Annotated in this window: 15 protein-coding genes; 8 read left to right on the top strand and 7 right to left on the bottom strand. The window is 64.8% G+C overall.

The window, feature by feature from the left end; genetic code table 11:
* The first annotated feature begins 15 nt into the window (after nt 1-15).
* The 5 genes from gap to ACLQ62_RS07110 all read left to right on the top strand — a co-directional run bounded on the left by gap (nt 16) and on the right by ACLQ62_RS07110 (nt 3,730).
* Nucleotides 16-1,020: a type I glyceraldehyde-3-phosphate dehydrogenase gene (gene gap / locus ACLQ62_RS07090; protein ID WP_411720946.1), complete on the top strand. Its 1,005-nt coding sequence runs from the start codon at nt 16-18 to the stop codon at nt 1,018-1,020.
* 10 nt (nt 1,021-1,030) lie between these two features.
* Nucleotides 1,031-2,248: a phosphoglycerate kinase gene (locus ACLQ62_RS07095; RefSeq protein WP_411720947.1), complete on the top strand. Its 1,218-nt coding sequence runs from the start codon at nt 1,031-1,033 to the stop codon at nt 2,246-2,248.
* On the top strand, nt 2,245-3,039 hold the full coding sequence (tpiA, locus tag ACLQ62_RS07100) for a triose-phosphate isomerase (RefSeq protein WP_411720948.1): 795 nt from the start codon (nt 2,245-2,247) through the stop codon (nt 3,037-3,039). The genes ACLQ62_RS07095 and tpiA overlap by 4 nt, the downstream gene beginning before the upstream one ends.
* A gap of 70 nt (nt 3,040-3,109) precedes the next feature.
* The gene (gene secG / locus ACLQ62_RS07105; protein WP_411720949.1) at nt 3,110-3,361 is read left to right on the top strand and encodes a preprotein translocase subunit SecG; all 252 of its coding nucleotides are present in this window, start codon (nt 3,110-3,112) and stop codon (nt 3,359-3,361) included.
* A gap of 9 nt (nt 3,362-3,370) precedes the next feature.
* Entirely contained in the window at nt 3,371-3,730 is a 360-nt protein-coding gene (locus tag ACLQ62_RS07110; protein WP_411720950.1) for an RNA polymerase-binding protein RbpA, read from the top strand.
* A gap of 80 nt (nt 3,731-3,810) precedes the next feature.
* Here the strand turns inward: ACLQ62_RS07110 and pgl are convergent, their stop codons facing one another.
* From pgl to tkt, 6 genes are read right to left on the bottom strand one after another with little or no spacing between them, the layout of a single operon-like run.
* Nucleotides 3,811-4,581 carry a 6-phosphogluconolactonase gene (gene pgl, locus ACLQ62_RS07115; RefSeq protein WP_411720951.1) on the bottom strand — a complete coding sequence of 257 codons (771 nt, stop codon included), beginning with the start codon at nt 4,579-4,581 and terminating at the stop codon, nt 3,811-3,813.
* Complete coding sequence (locus tag ACLQ62_RS07120; RefSeq protein WP_411720952.1) at nt 4,578-5,540, bottom strand: glucose-6-phosphate dehydrogenase assembly protein OpcA; 963 nt, start codon at nt 5,538-5,540, stop codon at nt 4,578-4,580. The genes pgl and ACLQ62_RS07120 overlap by 4 nt, the downstream gene beginning before the upstream one ends.
* Nucleotides 5,537-7,081: a glucose-6-phosphate dehydrogenase gene (gene zwf / locus ACLQ62_RS07125; protein ID WP_411720953.1), complete on the bottom strand. Its 1,545-nt coding sequence runs from the start codon at nt 7,079-7,081 to the stop codon at nt 5,537-5,539. The genes ACLQ62_RS07120 and zwf overlap by 4 nt, the downstream gene beginning before the upstream one ends.
* A 32-nt stretch (nt 7,082-7,113) precedes the next feature.
* The gene (locus ACLQ62_RS07130; RefSeq protein WP_411720954.1) at nt 7,114-8,724 is read right to left on the bottom strand and encodes a glucose-6-phosphate isomerase; all 1,611 of its coding nucleotides are present in this window, start codon (nt 8,722-8,724) and stop codon (nt 7,114-7,116) included.
* On the bottom strand, nt 8,721-9,833 hold the full coding sequence (gene tal, locus ACLQ62_RS07135) for a transaldolase (protein WP_411720955.1): 1,113 nt from the start codon (nt 9,831-9,833) through the stop codon (nt 8,721-8,723). The genes ACLQ62_RS07130 and tal overlap by 4 nt, the downstream gene beginning before the upstream one ends.
* A gap of 21 nt (nt 9,834-9,854) precedes the next feature.
* Nucleotides 9,855-11,945 carry a transketolase gene (gene tkt, locus ACLQ62_RS07140; protein WP_411720956.1) on the bottom strand — a complete coding sequence of 697 codons (2,091 nt, stop codon included), beginning with the start codon at nt 11,943-11,945 and terminating at the stop codon, nt 9,855-9,857.
* A gap of 280 nt (nt 11,946-12,225) precedes the next feature.
* Between tkt and ACLQ62_RS07145 the strand changes: the two genes are divergently transcribed.
* On the top strand, nt 12,226-13,146 hold the full coding sequence (locus ACLQ62_RS07145) for a heme o synthase (protein WP_411720957.1): 921 nt from the start codon (nt 12,226-12,228) through the stop codon (nt 13,144-13,146).
* Nucleotides 13,147-13,342: 196 nt separating this feature from the next.
* Here ACLQ62_RS07145 and ACLQ62_RS07150 read toward each other — a convergent pair whose 3' ends face one another.
* On the bottom strand, nt 13,343-14,302 hold the full coding sequence (locus ACLQ62_RS07150) for a COX15/CtaA family protein (RefSeq protein ID WP_411720958.1): 960 nt from the start codon (nt 14,300-14,302) through the stop codon (nt 13,343-13,345).
* A 272-nt stretch (nt 14,303-14,574) separates the two neighbouring features.
* On the opposite strand from ACLQ62_RS07150, the gene sufB reads away from it, so the two are divergent.
* Nucleotides 14,575-15,993, top strand: a complete 1,419-nt coding sequence (gene sufB / locus ACLQ62_RS07155) for a Fe-S cluster assembly protein SufB (RefSeq protein WP_411720959.1) — start codon at nt 14,575-14,577, stop codon at nt 15,991-15,993.
* 6 nt (nt 15,994-15,999) lie between these two features.
* A complete protein-coding gene (sufD, locus tag ACLQ62_RS07160) occupies nt 16,000-17,211 on the top strand; it encodes a Fe-S cluster assembly protein SufD (protein ID WP_411720984.1) in 1,212 nt (403 codons plus the stop codon).
* The last annotated feature ends 1 nt before the right edge of the window (nt 17,212 follow it).

A 17,212-nucleotide genomic window follows, 5' to 3' on the forward strand; every position in this document is an offset into this window, starting at 1 on the left:
AAACAGGAGAGATCCTTGTCCGTAAAGATCGGTATCAACGGGTTCGGCCGCATCGGCCGCAACTACTTCCGCGCAGCTCTTGCCAAGGGCAGCGACCTCGAAATTGTCGCGGTCAACGACCTCACCGACAACAAGACTCTTGCGCACCTTCTCAAGTACGACTCCATCAACGGCCGTCTCGACGCCACCGTTGAGTTCGACGGAGAGCAGATCACCGTCGACGGCAAGGCCATCAAGGTGTTCGCCGAGCGTGACCCCGCCAACCTGCCCTGGGGCGAACTGGGCGTTGACATCGTCATCGAGTCCACCGGTTTCTTCACCAAAGCCGTCGACGCGAAGAAGCACATCGACGCCGGCGCGAAGAAGGTCCTGATCTCGGCTCCGGCCACCGGCGAAGACGCAACCTTCGTCATGGGCGTCAACGAGGACCTGTACGACCCGGAGAACCACCACATCATCTCCAACGCGTCGTGCACCACGAACTGCCTCGCTCCGCTCGCGAAGGTCTTCAACGACGAGTTCGGCATCGAACGCGGTCTGATGACCACTGTGCACGCGTACACCGCCGACCAGAATCTGCAGGACGGCCCACACAGCGACCTCCGCCGCGCCCGCGCAGCAGCAGTCAACATCGTCCCGACCTCCACCGGCGCGGCCAAGGCCATCGGCCTTGTCCTCCCCGAGCTGAAGGGCAAGCTCGACGGCTTCGCGCTCCGGGTTCCGGTTCCGACCGGCTCGATCACCGACCTCACGGTTGAGGCTTCGCGTCCGGTCACGGTCGACGAGGTCAAGGCTGCTTACAAGGCTGCTGCCGAGGGCCCGCTCAAGGGCATCCTCAAGTACACCGAAGACGAGATCGTTTCGAGCGACATCGTCTCGGACCCGCACTCGTCGATCTTCGACGCCGGCCTCCTGCGCGTGATGGGCAACCAGGTCAAGCTGGTGAGCTGGTACGACAACGAGTGGGGTTACTCCAACCGCCTCGTCGACCTCACCGAGTACGTCGCAGACCGTCTCTAGAAACGCAGCCGTGTCGCTTCGCACTCTCGAATCGCTGGGCTCGCTCGCCGGCACGCGCATCGTCGTTCGGTGTGACCTCAACGTTCCTCTCCAGGACGGGGTCATTACCGACGACGGGCGCGTGCGCGCATCGCTGCCCACGCTGAAAGCCCTACTCGACAACGGTGCGCGAGTTCTCGTGATCTCGCACCTCGGCCGCCCCGACGGCGCCCCCGATGCCCGGTACAGCCTTGCTCCCGTGGCCCAGCGGCTCTCGGAGCTTCTCGGCTCCGCCGTTCCGTTCGCCTCAGACACCGTCGGGCCTCGGGCACAGAAGGTCGTCGACGCCCTCGAGGACGGCCAGGTCGCCGTTTTGGAGAACCTCCGCTTCAACCCGGGGGAGACCAGCAAGGATGACGCCGAACGTACCGCGTTCGCGGAGCAGCTTGCTGCCTTCGGTGACGCGTTCGTCTCCGACGGATTTGGCGTCGTGCACCGCAAGCAGGCGAGCGTCTACGAGCTCGCGAAGCTCCTGCCGAGCGCAGCCGGGCTGCTCATCTCCACTGAGCTCGAGGTCCTCGACCGACTCACCGAGTCGCCCGAGCGCCCTTACACCGTCGTCCTCGGCGGATCGAAGGTCTCGGACAAGCTCGGCGTCATCGGCCACCTGCTGCCGCGCGTCGACACGCTCCTCATCGGAGGCGGCATGCTCTTCACCTTCCTGGCCGCCCAGGGGCACCGGGTGGGCTTGAGCCTCCTCGAACAGGACCAGCTCGACACGGTGAAGGGCTACCTCGCCGAAGCCGAAAAGCGTGGCGTCGACATCGTGCTGCCAACGGATGTCGTCGTCGCGGCGTCGTTCAGCGCGGACGCGGAGCACGTCGTCCAGCCCGCGGACGCCATCGAGGACACCCCATTCGGTGCATCCGGCCTCGGCCTGGACATCGGACCTGAGACGTCCGCCCGCTTCGCCGACATCATCCGCGCATCGAAGACCGTGTTCTGGAACGGCCCGATGGGCGTTTTCGAACTCGCGCCGTTCGCTGCGGGAACTCAGGCTGTCGCGCAGGCACTCACCGAGGTCGATGGGCTCAGCGTCGTCGGCGGTGGCGACTCAGCAGCCGCTGTGCGCGCGCTCGGTTTCGAAGACGGTCAATTCGGACACATATCGACCGGTGGCGGCGCGAGCCTTGAGTTCCTCGAGGGCAAGCGGCTTCCCGGTCTCGAGATTTTAGGATGGCAACAATGACATTATCCGTTCGACGGACGCCGCTCATCGCGGGCAACTGGAAGATGAACCTGGATCACCTCCAGTCCATCGCTTTCGTGCAGAAACTCGCGTGGGGTCTGGCAGATGCCAAACACGACGTGGCCAGCGTGGAGGTTGCGGTCTTCCCGCCGTTCACCGACCTGCGCAGCGTGCAGACGCTCGTCGCGGCCGACAAGCTGCCGATCGCGTTCGGCGCGCAAGACCTGTCCGAGCACGACTCGGGCGCGTACACGGGAGAAATCTCCGGTGCGTTCCTCGCCGCCCTCGACTGCAGCTACGTTCTCATCGGGCACTCCGAACGACGCACCCTGCATGCCGAGTCGGACGAGCAGGTCTCCGGCAAAGTCCGTGCCGCGCTGAGGCACAACCTCGTGCCGATCATCTGCGTGGGCGAGACCGCTGAGGATCTTGAACAGCACGGTCCGAGCGCCGTGCCCGTCGCACAGTTGAAGGCGGCACTCGCCGGCATCTCATCGACCGTCGACATCGTCGTGGCCTATGAGCCGGTCTGGGCAATCGGATCGGGCCAGGCGGCTACCCCCGAGCAGGCCGAGCAGGTGGCGGCGGCTCTGCGCGCCGTGCTCGTCGAGACTCTGGGGGAGGACGTCGCCCAGAAGACGCGCATCCTGTACGGCGGGTCGGTCAAGTCGTCGAACATCGCGGGGTTCATGCGCGAACCCAACGTCGACGGTGCACTTGTCGGCGGTGCCAGCCTCGACCTGACCGAGTTCTCGAGCATTGTGCGGTACCAGAAGCACGTCGGACTCTGACGGCCGCACGCTCACGCTATAATTGAGGGCGGTTCATGGAACTCCATGGCCGCCACATGAAAGGTCCTTTGTGGAGATACTTCAGGTCGTTCTGCAGGTAGTGCTCGGAATCACGAGCCTCCTGCTCACATTCCTCATCCTCTTGCACAAGGGGCGCGGAGGTGGATTGTCGGATATGTTCGGCGGCGGCATGGGTTCGAGCATCGGCTCGTCCGGTGTTGCTGAACGTAACCTCAACCGGTTCACCGTCGTACTCGCTCTCGTTTGGTTCAGCTCGATCGTTGCGCTTGGTCTCATCACCAAGTTCTCCGCGGGCGTGTAGGAGGAACATATGGCTGCCGGAGGTAGCGCAATTCGTGGTTCACGTGTGGGTGCAGGCCCGATGGGTGAGCAGGACCATGGCTTCCATGCTGATCGCATCGCGGTCTCATACTGGGACATCCTCGGCAACGAGACGGTTCGGCATTTCTCTGCCAGCCTTCCCGACGACGAGATCCCCGAGACGATCGACAGCCCGTCGTCCGGTCTCCCGGCCGGCCGCAACCAGGCCAGCCCGCCTGAGGTGGCCAAACTGGAGCCGTACAAGACCCACCTCGCATACGTGAAAGAGCGTCGCACCGAGGAAGAGGCCGAAGCCCTTCTCGATGAGGCGCTTCAGCAGCTACGTGCGCGGCGCGGAACCGCTCAGTAGATCATTATGCTCCGGTGTGACCGGAACCAGGAAGCCCTCGTCGATTCCGACGGGGGCTTCCTGCTTTTCAGCGAGCTGGCTCAGTAGGTATTGGCGATGAGGTTCTCAGGGACCTCGGATGCGGCGTCTGAGTCGACGAAGAAGACCGTCCGTTTGCGGCCCTTCATCCCGGCGATCGGGACTTCGGTGTACGCGGCGCCGGCGAGGGCAAGGCCGAGGACCGATGCTTTATCCGCACCGGAGAGCGCGACCCAGATCCGCTGTGACGAGTTAATCGCCGGGCGGGTCAGGCTGATACGCTCGGGCGGCGGTTTGGGGGAATTGCGCACTGCCACGACCGTCGCCTCCCGCTCGAGGACCTCGGGACGGTCCGGGAACAGGGATGCCGTGTGTCCGTCAGGACCGACGCCGAGGAAGGTGATGTCGAATCGGGGCAACGCGTTCTCGCCGTCGGCGTTCGCCGCAAGTTCGCCCGCATAGGCGGCCGCTGCCGCATCGAGGTCGAGCGCGCCGTCCGAGGACGGGCAGGCGTGGATATTGGCGGCGGGGATGTCGAGGTGATCGAGCAGGGCCTCACGCGCTTTCACTTCGTTACGCTCAGGGTCTCCGGCCGGGAGCCACCGTTCGTCACCCCACCAGAAGTGCACGCGTGACCAGTCGACGCTGTCCCGGGCGGGCGACGCGTTGATGGCACCGAGGATCTTCACCGCGACGCGGCCGCCTTCGAGCACGATGTTGACCCGGTCAAGCTCGTCGAGCAGGTCGACCGTCTTGGTCAGGAACCGTGCTGTGATGGAGGCGGCGAGGGCGTCGCTGTCGGCGTGCACGAGCACGCGTCGTTCGTTCGTCATTGAGTTTTACCTTCCCCGGTGGCGCTCTCCACTCCGAGCTGGCGCACACCCTTGGTGATCACCTCACCGTACAACGAATCGGGGTCGAGTCGGCGCAGCTCCTCGGCGAGGCAGTCGCGGAGGCTCCGCCTCGGCAGGCTCAGTTCGTGAGTCGGCTGGTTCGGCTGGGTGAGCTTCGCAATGGTGTCGTGCGGGCGCTCGAGGACGATGTCGCCGGTGGCTCGGGTCAGTCGCACTCCGTGGATCCCGGTGTCGCCTGAACCACGCGGGGTCAACTCCTGCACAACAGGTACCTGCAGCTGCATCTGCAACCAGGCCGCGAGCAGGACGGTGGACGCCGAGTCGGCGGCACCGGCGACGGTGACACCGGTCACTGGCTCGTACGGTGGCTGGTCGAGCACCGCGGCGAGCTGGGCCCGCCAGAGGGTCAACCTCGTCCAGGCGAAGTCGGTGTCGCCCGGTGCGTACGAATCGGAGAGGGCGAGAAGGGCGGCATGCGGGTCCTCGTGCTCGGAGGCATCCGTTATCCGCCGCTGGGCGATTTGACCGATCGCGGTCTTCGCCACATCGGCCGGCGCCTCGATCGGCCACCAGGCGACCACCGGTGCGTCCGGCAGGAGCAGGCCGTTGATGAGGCTCACTTCGTTGTCGGCTGCTTCACCGTAGGCGCGCAAAATGATCACTTCGCTCGCTCCGGCGTCTCCGCCGACCCGGATCTGGGCGTCGATCCTCGCGGTGTCGTCGGCAGTGCCCGGGATGCGGGAGAAGACGAGCACACGCATGGGATGTTCGCGTGAAGCGTCGTTCGCTGCTTCGATCGCTTCTTCCTCCTCGCCGAGCTGGGACACGATGACGAGAGTGAGCACGCGCCCGAGCGCGACCGCCCCGCCGTCTTCCCGCAGGGTGACAAGTCGCTTCGACAGTTTGCTGATGGTGGTGTCGGGCAGATCGACAATCATGGTCGCCTCCAGGTGCGTCCGTCGCGGGCGAGAAGCTCGTCGGCGGAATTCGGGCCCCAGGAGCCCGGCAGGTACTGTTCGAGAGGACCGCCCTGAGCGGCCCAGTATTCTTCGATCGGGTCGAGGATCTTCCACGACAGTTCGACCTCCGCATGACGCGGGAACAGCGGCGGGTCTCCGAGCAGCACGTCGAGGATGAGCCGTTCGTAGGCCTCAGGACTCGCCTCGGTGAAGGCGTGGCCGTAGCCGAAGTCCATCGTCACGTCACGAACCTGGGTGCCTGCCCCTGGAACCTTCGATCCGAAGCGGATGGTGACACCCTCATCGGGCTGCACACGGATCACGAGCGCGTTCTGGCCAAGCTCAGACGTCTGGCTTTCGGCGAAGAGGAACTGTGGCGCCCGTTTGAACACGACGGCGATCTCGGTCACCCGGCGGCCGAGGCGCTTGCCTGCACGCAGGTAGAACGGAACCCCGTCCCAGCGTCGTGTCTTGATGTCAAGACGCATGGCCGCGTAGGTCTCGGTCGTCGATTCAGGCGACATGCCGTCTTCCTCGAGGAACCCTGGGACCTTCTCGCCGCCCTGCCAGCCGCCCGCGTACTGTCCCCGAGCGGTCGCTGTCCCGAGGTCCTCCGGCAGGCTGACCGCCGCGAGCACCTTCTCCTTCTCAGCGCGCAGGTCCTTCGCGTCGAAGGAGAGCGGCTCCTCCATCGCCGTGAGGGCGAGGAGCTGCAGGATGTGGTTCTGAATGACGTCGCGCGCCGCCCCGATCCCGTCGTAATACCCGGCACGTCCACCGACGCCGATGTCCTCGGCCATGCTGATCTGGACGTGGTCGACGTAGTGCGAGTTCCAGATCGGCTCGAACATCTGGTTGGCGAAGCGCAGCGCGAGGATGTTCTGCACCGTCTCCTTGCCCAGATAGTGGTCGATCCGGAAGACGGAGTCCGGCGGGAAGACCGATTCGACGACGGTGTTCAGCTCACGAGCGGTCTTCAGGTTGGACCCGAACGGCTTCTCGATGACCACACGGCGCCACTGGCCCTCGCTGGCGTCTGCCAGCCCGGAACGTCGCAGCTGTTCGGTGACCGCGGGGAACGCCTTCGGCGGGATCGACAGGTAGAACGCATGGTTGCCCATGGTGCCCCGTTCGGCGTCCAGCTGCTCGACGGTCTCCTTGAGGTGCTCGAAAGCCTGGTCGTCACTGAATTCACCCGGGACGAAACGGATGCCCTGGGCGAGCTGATTCCAGACCTCTTCCCGGTATTCCGTGCGCGCGTACGACTTCACCGCTTCATGAACGACCTCCATGAAGTCCTGATCCTCCCAGTCCCTCCTGGCGAAACCAACCAGGGAGAAACCGGGAGGAAGCAGTCCTCGGTTCGCGAGGTCATACACGGCAGGCATCAGCTTCTTGCGCGACAGGTCACCTGTCACACCGAAAATGATGAGCCCGCTCGGCCCGGCGATGCGGTTCAAACGACGATCAGAATCCAGCCGCAGTGGGTTGAATTCGGGGGTGATATCCACCGGGGACATGCAGCTCCTAGGTAACGGCCAACCAGCGACCGCTAGTTGATGGCCTCAAACAGTGACACGATGTTGTTCTCCGGGTCCGTCAGGTGAAGCGTGACGACCGGCCGACCGGCATCCGCGAGCACGCTCGCGTCGCCCTGCGCCTGTGCCTGGATCAGCTGGCCGAAGGTGAACGGGCGACCAGGAACGTCCAGGTCGATGGGGGAGTCCTGGGTGATCTGCAGGAACACGCCTACCGCTGGACCGCCCTTGTGGAACTGACCGGTGGAGTGCAGGAACCTGGGGCCCCACCCGAAGGTGACCGGCCGTCCGGCCACGCCCGCGAGCATGCTGCGGATGCCTTCCAGCTGGGGGAGCGCGACCCGGTCGACGTAGGCCTGCACCGCGAGGTAGCCGTTGTCGTCGAGCTGAGCGATCAACGCGTCGATCGCCTGCTTCACCGTCGTCGCCTGGCCCAGTACCGTCGCGTCGCCGCGTACGTCGATGCCGTTCTCGGCGAACAGCGGCGCTGTCGACTCGGGGCGCGCGTCGAGGAGGCCGCGGGTTGCGATCTTGGCAGATTCGACGTCGGGCTGGTCGAAGGGGTTGATGCCGAGGATCCGTCCGGCAATCACTGTCGCGTATTCCCAGACCAGGATCTGTGCGCCGAGCGTGCCGGACACGAGGATCTCGCCCTCGTGGCGGTCGCGCGGGAACAGGTGCAGCTGGGTCGCGTCATCGACCAGCCGGACCACCTGGACGTCGGCGTATTCGCCGGAGAGTTCCGGGGCGAACGTGTCGACGACGACGGGGAGCAGTCCTGTGCCCTGCTTACCGGTGGACTCGGCCAGAAGCTGTTCTGCCCAGTCGGGAAATCCGACGATGTGCGTGCCGTCGGCGACGATGGCCAGCTTGTCGCGAAGCGGGCTCGTTCCGGCGATCGCCGCGCCGAGGATCAGGCCCGGGTTGTGCTTGTCATCGATCGACAGCTCGACGGCGACCGAATCGGCCTCGTCAAGAAGCGCACCGACGTCGACGCCCGCCAGCCCTGACGGCACGAGGCCGAAGGCGGTGAGCGCTGAGTACCGGCCTCCGACGTTCGGGTCGGCGTTGAAGACGCGGTAGCCGGCTTCACGGGCGGATGCATCGAGCGGCGAGCCCGGGTCGGTCACGACGATGATGCGGCCGCGCGGGTCGATTCCGGCGTCGGTGAACGCCTTTTCGTACGCGCGACGCTGGCTGTCGGTCTCCACGGTCGATCCGGACTTCGACGAGACGACGAGGGCGGATGCCTCAAGCCGGTCGGCGAGGGCCGCGAGGACCTGTCCTGGGGCTGTCGAGTCGAGAACCGTGAGGTTGCCGCCCAGGGTGCGGGTGATGACCTCGGGCGCGAGCGACGAGCCGCCCATCCCGGCGAGGACGATGTGCTCCACTCCTGCTTCCGTCAGTTCGGCGCGAAGCGCCTCGATCTGGGGAATCAGAGGACGCGAGACCGTGGTTGCCTCGGTCCAGCCGAGACGTCTGGACGCTTCATCCTCCGAGTCAGGACCCCACAAAGCGGCGTCCTGACCCGTGATCCCCGAGGCAACCATGTCGGCCACGAGAGTGGGCATGACCGCGTCCACGGCAGCCTGTGCGGCGCCGGAGACGTGGATCTTGAAGCTCATTTTGCGGCCGCCAGCGACTGGGTGACGGTGTCGAGGAGTTCGTTCCAGGAGACGATGAACTTCTCAACGCCCTCCTTCTCGAGGAGCGCGGTGACATCGTCATACGAAATACCGAGGCCTGCGATGGCGTCCATGACCTTGTTGGCCTCGTCATACGAACCGGTGACGGTGTCGCCATCGATCTTGCCGTGGTCGAAGGTGGCCTCGAGGGTCTTCTCAGGCATCGTGTTGACGACGCCCTCGGCGACAAGCTGGGTCACGTACAGGGTGTCGGGCAGGCTCGGGTCCTTAACACCGGTCGACGCCCAGAGCGGACGCTGCTTGTTCGCGCCGGCGGCGAGCAGGCCCGCTGCGCGCTCTGATGCGAACGTCTGCTCGAAGGCCTCGTACGCCAGCTGGGCGTTGGCGACGCCCGCCTTGCTCTTGAGCGCGAGCGCTTCGTCCGTGCCGACGGCCACGAGGCGCTTGTCGATCTCCGTGTCGACACGCGACACGAAGAAGGAGGCGACGGAGTGGATGGTGGACAGGTCGATGCCTGCGGCCTTGGCCTGCTCGAGACCGGTGAGGTAGGCGTTCATGACCTCGCGGTAACGCTGCAGGCTGAAGATGAGTGTCACGTTGACGCTGATGCCTGCGCCGATCGCCGCGGTGATGGCTTCGAGGCCCTCAACAGTTGCCGGAATCTTGATCATCACGTTGGGCTTGTCGATCTTCGCCCAGAGTGACTTTGCTTCCGCGATGGTCGCTGCGGCGTCGTTGGCGAGGCGCGGCTCGACCTCGATCGACACCCGGCCGTCGAAACCGTGGGTGGCGTCGTAGATCGGGCGGAACAGGTCGGCGGCGCGGGCGACGTCGGCGGTGGTGATCTCGAAGACCGCCTCGGTGACATCCTTGCCGGCAGCCGCGAGTTCGGAAACCTGCTCGGCGTAGCTTTCACCGTTGCTGAGCGCACCGGCGAAGATGGTCGGGTTGGTGGTGACCCCGACGACGTTGCGGGTGTCGATGAGTTGCTGCAGGCTGCCCGAGTCCATGCGGCCTCGGGAAAGGTCGTCGAGCCAGATGCTGACGCCGGCGGCGGAAAGCTGGGCGGTGGGGGTGTTCTCAGTCATGATTTCTCCTTGTGCCCGGCGTTACTTGCCGAGCGTTTCTTTGGCGGCGGCGACGACGGCTTCAGTGGTGATGCCGAACTCGCGGAACAGGGTCTTGTAGTCGGCGGATGCGCCGAAGTGTTCGATCGACACGGAGCGGCCGGCGTCGCCGACGATGCTCTTCCAGGTCAGGGCAAGTCCGGCCTCGACCGAAACCCGCGCGGTGATCTCCGCGGGGAGAACCTTCTCCTGATACGCGGCATCCTGCTCCTCGAACCATTCGAGACAGGGCACCGAGACGACGCGGGCGTTCACACCGTCGGCCTTGAGCGCTTCGCGGGCGTTCACGGCCAGCTGCACCTCAGACCCGGTGGCGATGAGGATCACGTCGGGGGTTCCGTTGGGAGCTTCGGCGAGGATGTACGCACCCTTTGCGACGTTTGACGCAGCGGCGAAGGTCTCGCCGGTTGCTTCGCCGGTACCCCGTTCGAACACCGGGATGTTCTGGCGGGTCAGCGCGATGCCGGCCGGGCCGCCGCGGCGGGTGAGGATCTCCTGCCAGGCGTAGCCGACCTCGTTGGCGTCGCCGGGGCGGACGACCGCGAGGTTCGGGATGGCGCGGAGGGTAGCGAGCTGCTCGATCGGCTGGTGTGTCGGGCCGTCTTCGCCGAGCGCGACGGAGTCGTGCGTCCAGACGAAGATCGAGGGCACGTTCATCAGAGCTGCGAGCCGGACGGCCGGACGCATGTAGTCGCTGAAGATGAGGAACGTTCCACCGTAGGCGCGGGTGGGACCGTGCAGGACGATGCCGTTGAGGATCGCGGCCATGGCGTGCTCGCGGATGCCGAAGTGCAGCACGCGGCCGTACTCGTTGCCGGTCCATTCACCGGTGGAGTGCTCGCTCGGAACGAATGAGGCGGCACCTTCGATGGTGGTGTTGTTGGATTCCGCGAGGTCCGCTGAACCACCCCAGAGTTCGGGGATGACTGGTCCGAGAGCGTTGAGCACCTTTCCGGATGCCGCACGCGTTGACACGTCCTTGCCTGGTTCGAAGACCGGAAGCGCGTCTTCGACGCCGTCCGGAAGTTCACCGGTGAGCAGGCGGTCGAGCAGGGCACCCTTTTCCGGGTTTGCGGTCTTCCAGGCGTCGAAGCCCTTCTGCCATTCCGCCCGGTCGGCTGCGCCGCGATCGACGGCCTTGCGGGTGTGGGCGAGGACCTCATCCGAGACGACGAAGCTTTCAGCCGGGTCGAAGCCGAGGACTTCCTTCACCGCGGCGAGTTCGTCTGCACCGAGTGCTGAACCGTGGATCTTTCCGGTGTTCTGCTTCTTCGGGCTGGGCCAGCCGATGATCGTCTTGAGGATGATCAGCGAGGGGCGGTCGGTTTCGGCCTTCGCCGCCTCGATGGCGTCGTTGAGGGCATGAATGTCCTCGACGTAGTCGCCGGTCTTCTTCCAGTCAACCGTCTGCACGTGCCAGTTGTACGCCTCGTACCGCTTGGCGACGTCTTCGGTGAAAGCAATGTTGGTGTCGTCTTCGATCGAAATCTGGTTGCTGTCGTAGATGGCAATCAGGTTGCCGAGCTGCTGGTGGCCGGCGAGCGAGGATGCCTCGCTGGTGATGCCTTCCTGCAGGTCGCCGTCACCGGCGACGACGTAGACGAAGTGGTCGAACGGGCTCTTGCCGACCGCCGTGTCGGGGTCGAGCAGGCCGCGCTCGTAGCGCGCCGCGTAGGCGAAGCCAACGGCTGAGGCGAGTCCCTGACCGAGCGGGCCTGTGGTGATTTCCACGCCGTCGGTGTGACCGAATTCGGGGTGACCCGGGGTGAGTGAGCCCCAGGTGCGCAGCGCCTTGAGGTCGTCGAGTTCGAGTCCGTAACCACCCAGGTACAGCTGGACGTACTGCGTCAGCGAGCTGTGGCCGACGGAGAGCACGAAGCGGTCCCGGCCGAGCCAGTGCTGATCACGTGGATCGCGCCGCATGACCTTTTGGAAGAGCAGGTAAGCGGCGGGGGCGAGGCTCATTGCCGTGCCCGGGTGGCCGTTCCCAACCTTCTCGACCGCATCCGCTGCGAGGAGGCGGGCGGTGTCTACCGCCGTGTTGTCAATGGAATCCCATTGCAAAGCTGCCACTTTAGTGACCCTTCTGATCGAAATCGTCGGGCCATCTCTGGCCCGCCGATGAGGCGCGTAACACGCACATTGGCTTCATTGGCTCCGCCGGACGCGACCCGTCCCGCAAGGAGAGCAGGAAGAACATAGCGCCGCGAACGGTTAAGGCGAGCGTCTCCAGTATAGGGAACCCCGCATCCCGGTGGCGTGATGGTTACGTCGAACGGCGAGCCCGCCGGCGGCCATGCCCTCGCGGAGTTCTCGCCTAGAATGGGGAGGCAAGCCACCGGTTAGAGGAGCGATGAACATTGCTGTAGAAGACCGCGTCACGCCACAACGCGTGAACGCCGTCGACAAGGTCAAGGGGTACATCTCCCTCACGAAACCCCGTGTGATGGAACTTCTCCTGGTGACGACCATCCCCGTGATGATCCTCGCGCAGGGCGGCATCCCCGATCTCTGGCTCGTCCTCGCAACGGTCATCGGCGGATCGCTCAGCGCCGGATCCGCCGGTGCGTTCAACTGTTACATCGACCGCGACATCGACAAGGTGATGAAGCGCACGAGCAACCGCCCGCTGGTCACCGGCGTGCTGAGCCCCCGCGAAGCGCTCGTTTTCTCCTGGGCGCTCGCGGTGGCATCCACCGTGTGGCTGTATCTGACCACGAACCCGCTCACAGCGGCGCTCTCGGTCGGTGCCATCTTCTTCTACGTCGTGGTTTACACGCTCTGGCTCAAGCGCTGGACTCCGCAAAACATCATCTGGGGCGGCATCGCGGGCTGCTTCCCGGTGCTCATCGGCTGGTCCGCGGTCGCGAACTCACTGAACTGGGCACCGTTCATCCTTTTTGCCGTGGTGTTCCTGTGGACGCCGCCGCACTACTGGCCGCTGTCGATGAAGTACCGCGACGATTACAAGTCGGCCGGGGTTCCGATGCTCTCCGTGGTCCGCGGCCGCGCGCAGGTGGGACTTCAGGTCATTCTGTACGCCTGGGCAACGGTGGCCTGCTCGCTGCTTCTTATCCCGGTCGCCTCGATGGGGATCGTCTACACGGTCGTCGCCGTGGCATCCGGTGGCTGGTTCGTCTTCGAGACCCACCGCCTGTACAACCTGGCGATCCGACACGAGAAGGTTTCGCCGATGCGCGTCTTCCACGGGTCGATCAGCTATCTCACTCTGCTGTTCCTGGCCGTGGGCATCGACCCCCTGCTTCCGTTCTGATCGACTGAATTGGGTGCTCGCTGCTGAGGCTCCGTTCCCGTTACCGGTGGAGAGGTTTGTGACGCGACTCGAGTAACTGAGGGGACCCCAAGTGCCGTTCCGCCTGTTCGGGAATGACAATTCGGGACCCCCTCAATTCCGCGAACGACACGTGGGGACTCCTCAAAGTGCTACCGGACCACGCCGGCCGAGCGATCTACGACGCCCGAAGCGCCTCAGCCGGCTCCACACCAGCGGGTACAGCGGTCGACGTCTTGAGGTTGAGCACGGTCACCGTCATGGCGGCCGCGAGCACACAGGCCAGGACCATGTGCAGGCCGACGAGGATCTCGGGGAGCCCCATCCTCGACTGGGCCACACCGACAACAATCTGTACGCCCTCAACGGCGAGCAGGAGCGTCGACGGGAAACGGAGACCCTGCACCGGGAGCAGCCAGGCGGCCGCGACGATCACCACGGTCAGTGCCAGGGTGATGTAAGCCGGCCAGGAGTGCACATGCTGCAGCGATTCGGGGTCGAGGCCGTTGCGCGCGGCACCCTTGTCTCCGGCATGCGGACCTGACCCAGTGGTGAGGATGCCGACAAGGATGGTCACCGCGACGAAGAACGAGGCCGCGTGCGTGGTCGCTGCAAGCCAAACCGGCGCAGCCAGAACCCGCTGGCCGTTGCCGCGATACACCCGGAAGACGAGTACGGCGGCGAGCACGACGAGCACAATGCTGAGCACGAAGTGCAGACCCACGACGTATGGGTTGAGTCCGCTGAGCACGGTGATGCCGCCGACGACGGCCTGGAACAGCACGCTGCACGCCGGGATGACGGTGAGGATGAAGAGATCCTTGCGCTGCTTGCGGTACTTCAGCACGAACAGGAGCGCGAAGATCGCAATGATCTGGAGCACGAAGAACAGGGTGCGGTTGCCGAATTCGATCACCCCGTGGATGCCCATCTCGGGCGTCGAGACGAAGGATTCGGCTGTGCACCTCGGCCACGTGGGGCAGCCGAGTCCTGAACCGGTGAGCCGCACGGCGCCCCCTGTGCCGACGAGCGTGGTCTGCGCCGCGAGGTTCAACCACGCCACCACACGGACCCGACGGTCGACGTTTGTCGGGAGCCAGTTCCAGAAGCGTCTGGCGGCCTGAGCGATCGTATTCACTGTCGGGTGTTCCTCTACGTGAGTTGTTACTGTGACTGGGTCGTCGCCTGCTGCTATTTGCCGCCACAACCTGTAGAATCGAAGGGTTCAAGCATTTAAGTCTGGCGCTCGCCAGCGAACGGCGCGGGAGCAGCGCGGCCCCCGTCCTTGAACAATTGTAGATACGCAAATCAGCCGCCCGCACATTCCTGAGCAACACCTGTTGTTCCGGCGTGCGTGGGAATGCGACGCGCAGAAATCCTGTTACGCAGCTGAGAAGGAAAGAGGTTGACATGTCAGACGTTCTGATTGACCGCCCCGAACTCGCAAGCCTTGGGCAGTACGAATTCGGCTGGGCGGACTCTGACGCCGCGGGTGCTTCTGCCCGCCGCGGTGTCTCGCCAGAGGTCGTCACCGACATCTCCAACCTGAAGAATGAAGCCGACTGGATGCTGCAGCGCCGGCTCAAGGGCCTTGCCCTGTTCGAGCGCAAGCCGATGCCGACCTGGGGAGCGGACCTCTCCGAGATCGACTTCGACAACATCAAGTACTTCGTCCGCTCCACGGAGAAGCAGGCACAGACCTGGGAAGACCTCCCCGACGACATCAAGAACACCTACGAGAAGCTCGGCATCCCCGAAGCTGAGCGCCAGCGCCTCGTCTCCGGCGTCGCCGCACAGTACGAGTCCGAAGTCGTCTACCACCAGATCAACGAGGACCTTGAACGCCAGGGCGTCATCTTCATGGACACCGACACGGCTCTCAAGGAGCACCCGGAGTTCTTCGAGGAGTACTTCGGCACGGTGATCCCGGCCGGCGACAACAAGTTCGCCGCGCTGAACACCGCCGTCTGGTCGGGCGGATCGTTCGTCTACGTGCCGCCAGGCGTGCACGTCGAAATCCCACTGCAGGCCTACTTCCGGATCAACACCGAGAACATGGGCCAGTTCGAGCGCACCCTGATCATCGCCGACGAGGGCAGCTACGTCCACTACATCGAGGGCTGCACCGCACCGATCTACAAGTCCGACTCTCTGCACTCCGCGGTCGTCGAGATCATCGTGAAGAAGAACGCCCGCGTTCGGTACACGACGATTCAGAACTGGTCGAACAACGTCTACAACCTGGTCACCAAGCGCGCCACCGCAGCAGAAGGCGCGACGATGGAGTGGATCGACGGAAACATCGGCTCCAAGGTCACCATGAAGTACCCGTCGATCTTCCTCATGGGCGAGCACGCCAAGGGCGAGACCCTCTCCGTCGCCTTCGCCGGCCCCGGCCAGCACCAGGACGCCGGCGCCAAGATGATCCACATGGCTCCGTACACGCAGTCGTCGATCGTCTCCAAGTCGATCGCCCGCGGTGGCGGTCGCGCCGGATACCGCGGCGAGGTCCGGGTGGATGCCAACGCGCACCACTCAGCGAACACCGTGCGCTGTGACGCCCTCCTGGTCGACACCATCTCGCGCAGCGACACCTACCCCGCCATCGACATCCGCGTCGACGATGTTCAACTCGGCCACGAGGCCACCGTCTCCAAGGTGAGTGAAGAGCAGCTCTTCTACCTGATGAGCCGCGGCATGCCCGAGGACGAAGCCATGGCGATGATCGTCCGTGGTTTCATCGAGCCCATCGCTCGTGAACTCCCGATGGAATACGCACTCGAACTCAACAAGCTCATCGAAATGGGCATGGAAGGATCGGTCGGCTAAATGACGATCTCCGCGCCGGAAGCAACAACCACGAAGCTCGAGAACACCGGGCAACTGGGGTACAAGAAGCACACCGACGGCGGATGGGGACTCGTCCCGATCCAAACCCGTTCCGAACGGTTCGCATCGACGAACGTCGACGATTTCCCCGCCGTCACCGGTCGTGAAGCGGTCTGGAAGCTCACCCCGATCGACCGGGTGGCCGGCCTGATCGACGGGCCGCTCGACGGCAGCGAGTACGACGTCGACGCGACCCTGGCCGCCGGCTTCGACGTGAGCTGGGTTGACCGCACCGACGCTCGGATCGGCACAGCAGGCACACCTGAAGAGCGCGCATCGGCGAACGCCTGGACACAGTTCGACAAAGCCCTGGCCATCACCGTCTCCGGCGAAGAGACGAGCACCCTCCGCGTCCGCCGCTCCGCGCTCGGCACCGGCGCACGCGCTGCGCACGTGATCATCGAAGCCAAGCCGTTCAGCACCGGCCTCGTCATCCTCGCCAACAGCGGTCAGGCACAACTGACCGAGAACGTCGAGATTCTCGTCGGCGACGGCGCCAACCTCACGGTCGTCACCGTGCAGCAGTGGGACGATGACGCCGTGCACCTCGCGTCGCATTTCACCACCGTCGGCCGCGACGCTCGCATCAAGCACGTCGTCGTCACTCTTGGCGGCAGCGTCGTCCGCGTGAACCCCTCGACACACCTCAACGCCCAGGGCGGAGAGGTCGAAGCTCTCGGTCTCTATTTCGCGGATGCCGGTCAGCACCTCGAACAGCAGGTTTACGTCGACCACGACGCACCGCACACCCGCAGCCGCGTCACCTACAAGGGCGCCCTCCAGGGTGCGGGCGCACGCACCGTGTGGATCGGCGACGTGCTCATCCGCCAGACAGCGACGGGCACGGACAGCTACGAACAGAACCGTAACCTCGTCCTCACCGACGGAACCCGTGCAGACTCCGTACCCAACCTCGAAATCGAGACCGGTGACATCGCCGGTGCCGGCCACGCAAGCGCGACCGGCCGTTTCGATGACGAACAGTTGTTCTACCTGCAGGCTCGCGGCATCCCTGAAGAAGAGGCACGCCGCCTCGTCGTGCGCGGATTCCTCACCGAGATCGTGCAGCAGATCGGTGACGCCGCGCTCGAGGAACGGCTTGAAATCGCCATCGAGGAAGAACTGAACGGAACCAGCCTGTCGACGGACGGACGCTAAG

Source organism: Mycetocola sp. (assembly GCF_046716805.1).
Taxonomy (GTDB): domain Bacteria; phylum Actinomycetota; class Actinomycetes; order Actinomycetales; family Microbacteriaceae; genus Mycetocola_A.

Bases quoted from the DNA above. Each gene is read 5' to 3' on its own strand.
- pgl (WP_411720951.1), bottom strand. From the start codon at position 4,581: ATGACGAACGAACGACGCGTGCTCGTGCACGCCGACAGCGACGCCCTC.
- tpiA (WP_411720948.1), top strand. From the start codon at position 2,245: ATGACATTATCCGTTCGACGGACGCCGCTCATCGCGGGCAACTGGAAG.
- zwf (WP_411720953.1), bottom strand. From the start codon at position 7,081: ATGTCCCCGGTGGATATCACCCCCGAATTCAACCCACTGCGGCTGGAT.
- ACLQ62_RS07130 (WP_411720954.1), bottom strand. From the start codon at position 8,724: ATGAGCTTCAAGATCCACGTCTCCGGCGCCGCACAGGCTGCCGTGGAC.
- ACLQ62_RS07145 (WP_411720957.1), top strand. From the start codon at position 12,226: ATGAACATTGCTGTAGAAGACCGCGTCACGCCACAACGCGTGAACGCC.
- tal (WP_411720955.1), bottom strand. From the start codon at position 9,833: ATGACTGAGAACACCCCCACCGCCCAGCTTTCCGCCGCCGGCGTCAGC.
- ACLQ62_RS07120 (WP_411720952.1), bottom strand. From the start codon at position 5,540: ATGATTGTCGATCTGCCCGACACCACCATCAGCAAACTGTCGAAGCGA.
- sufB (WP_411720959.1), top strand. From the start codon at position 14,575: ATGTCAGACGTTCTGATTGACCGCCCCGAACTCGCAAGCCTTGGGCAG.
- ACLQ62_RS07110 (WP_411720950.1), top strand. From the start codon at position 3,371: ATGGCTGCCGGAGGTAGCGCAATTCGTGGTTCACGTGTGGGTGCAGGC.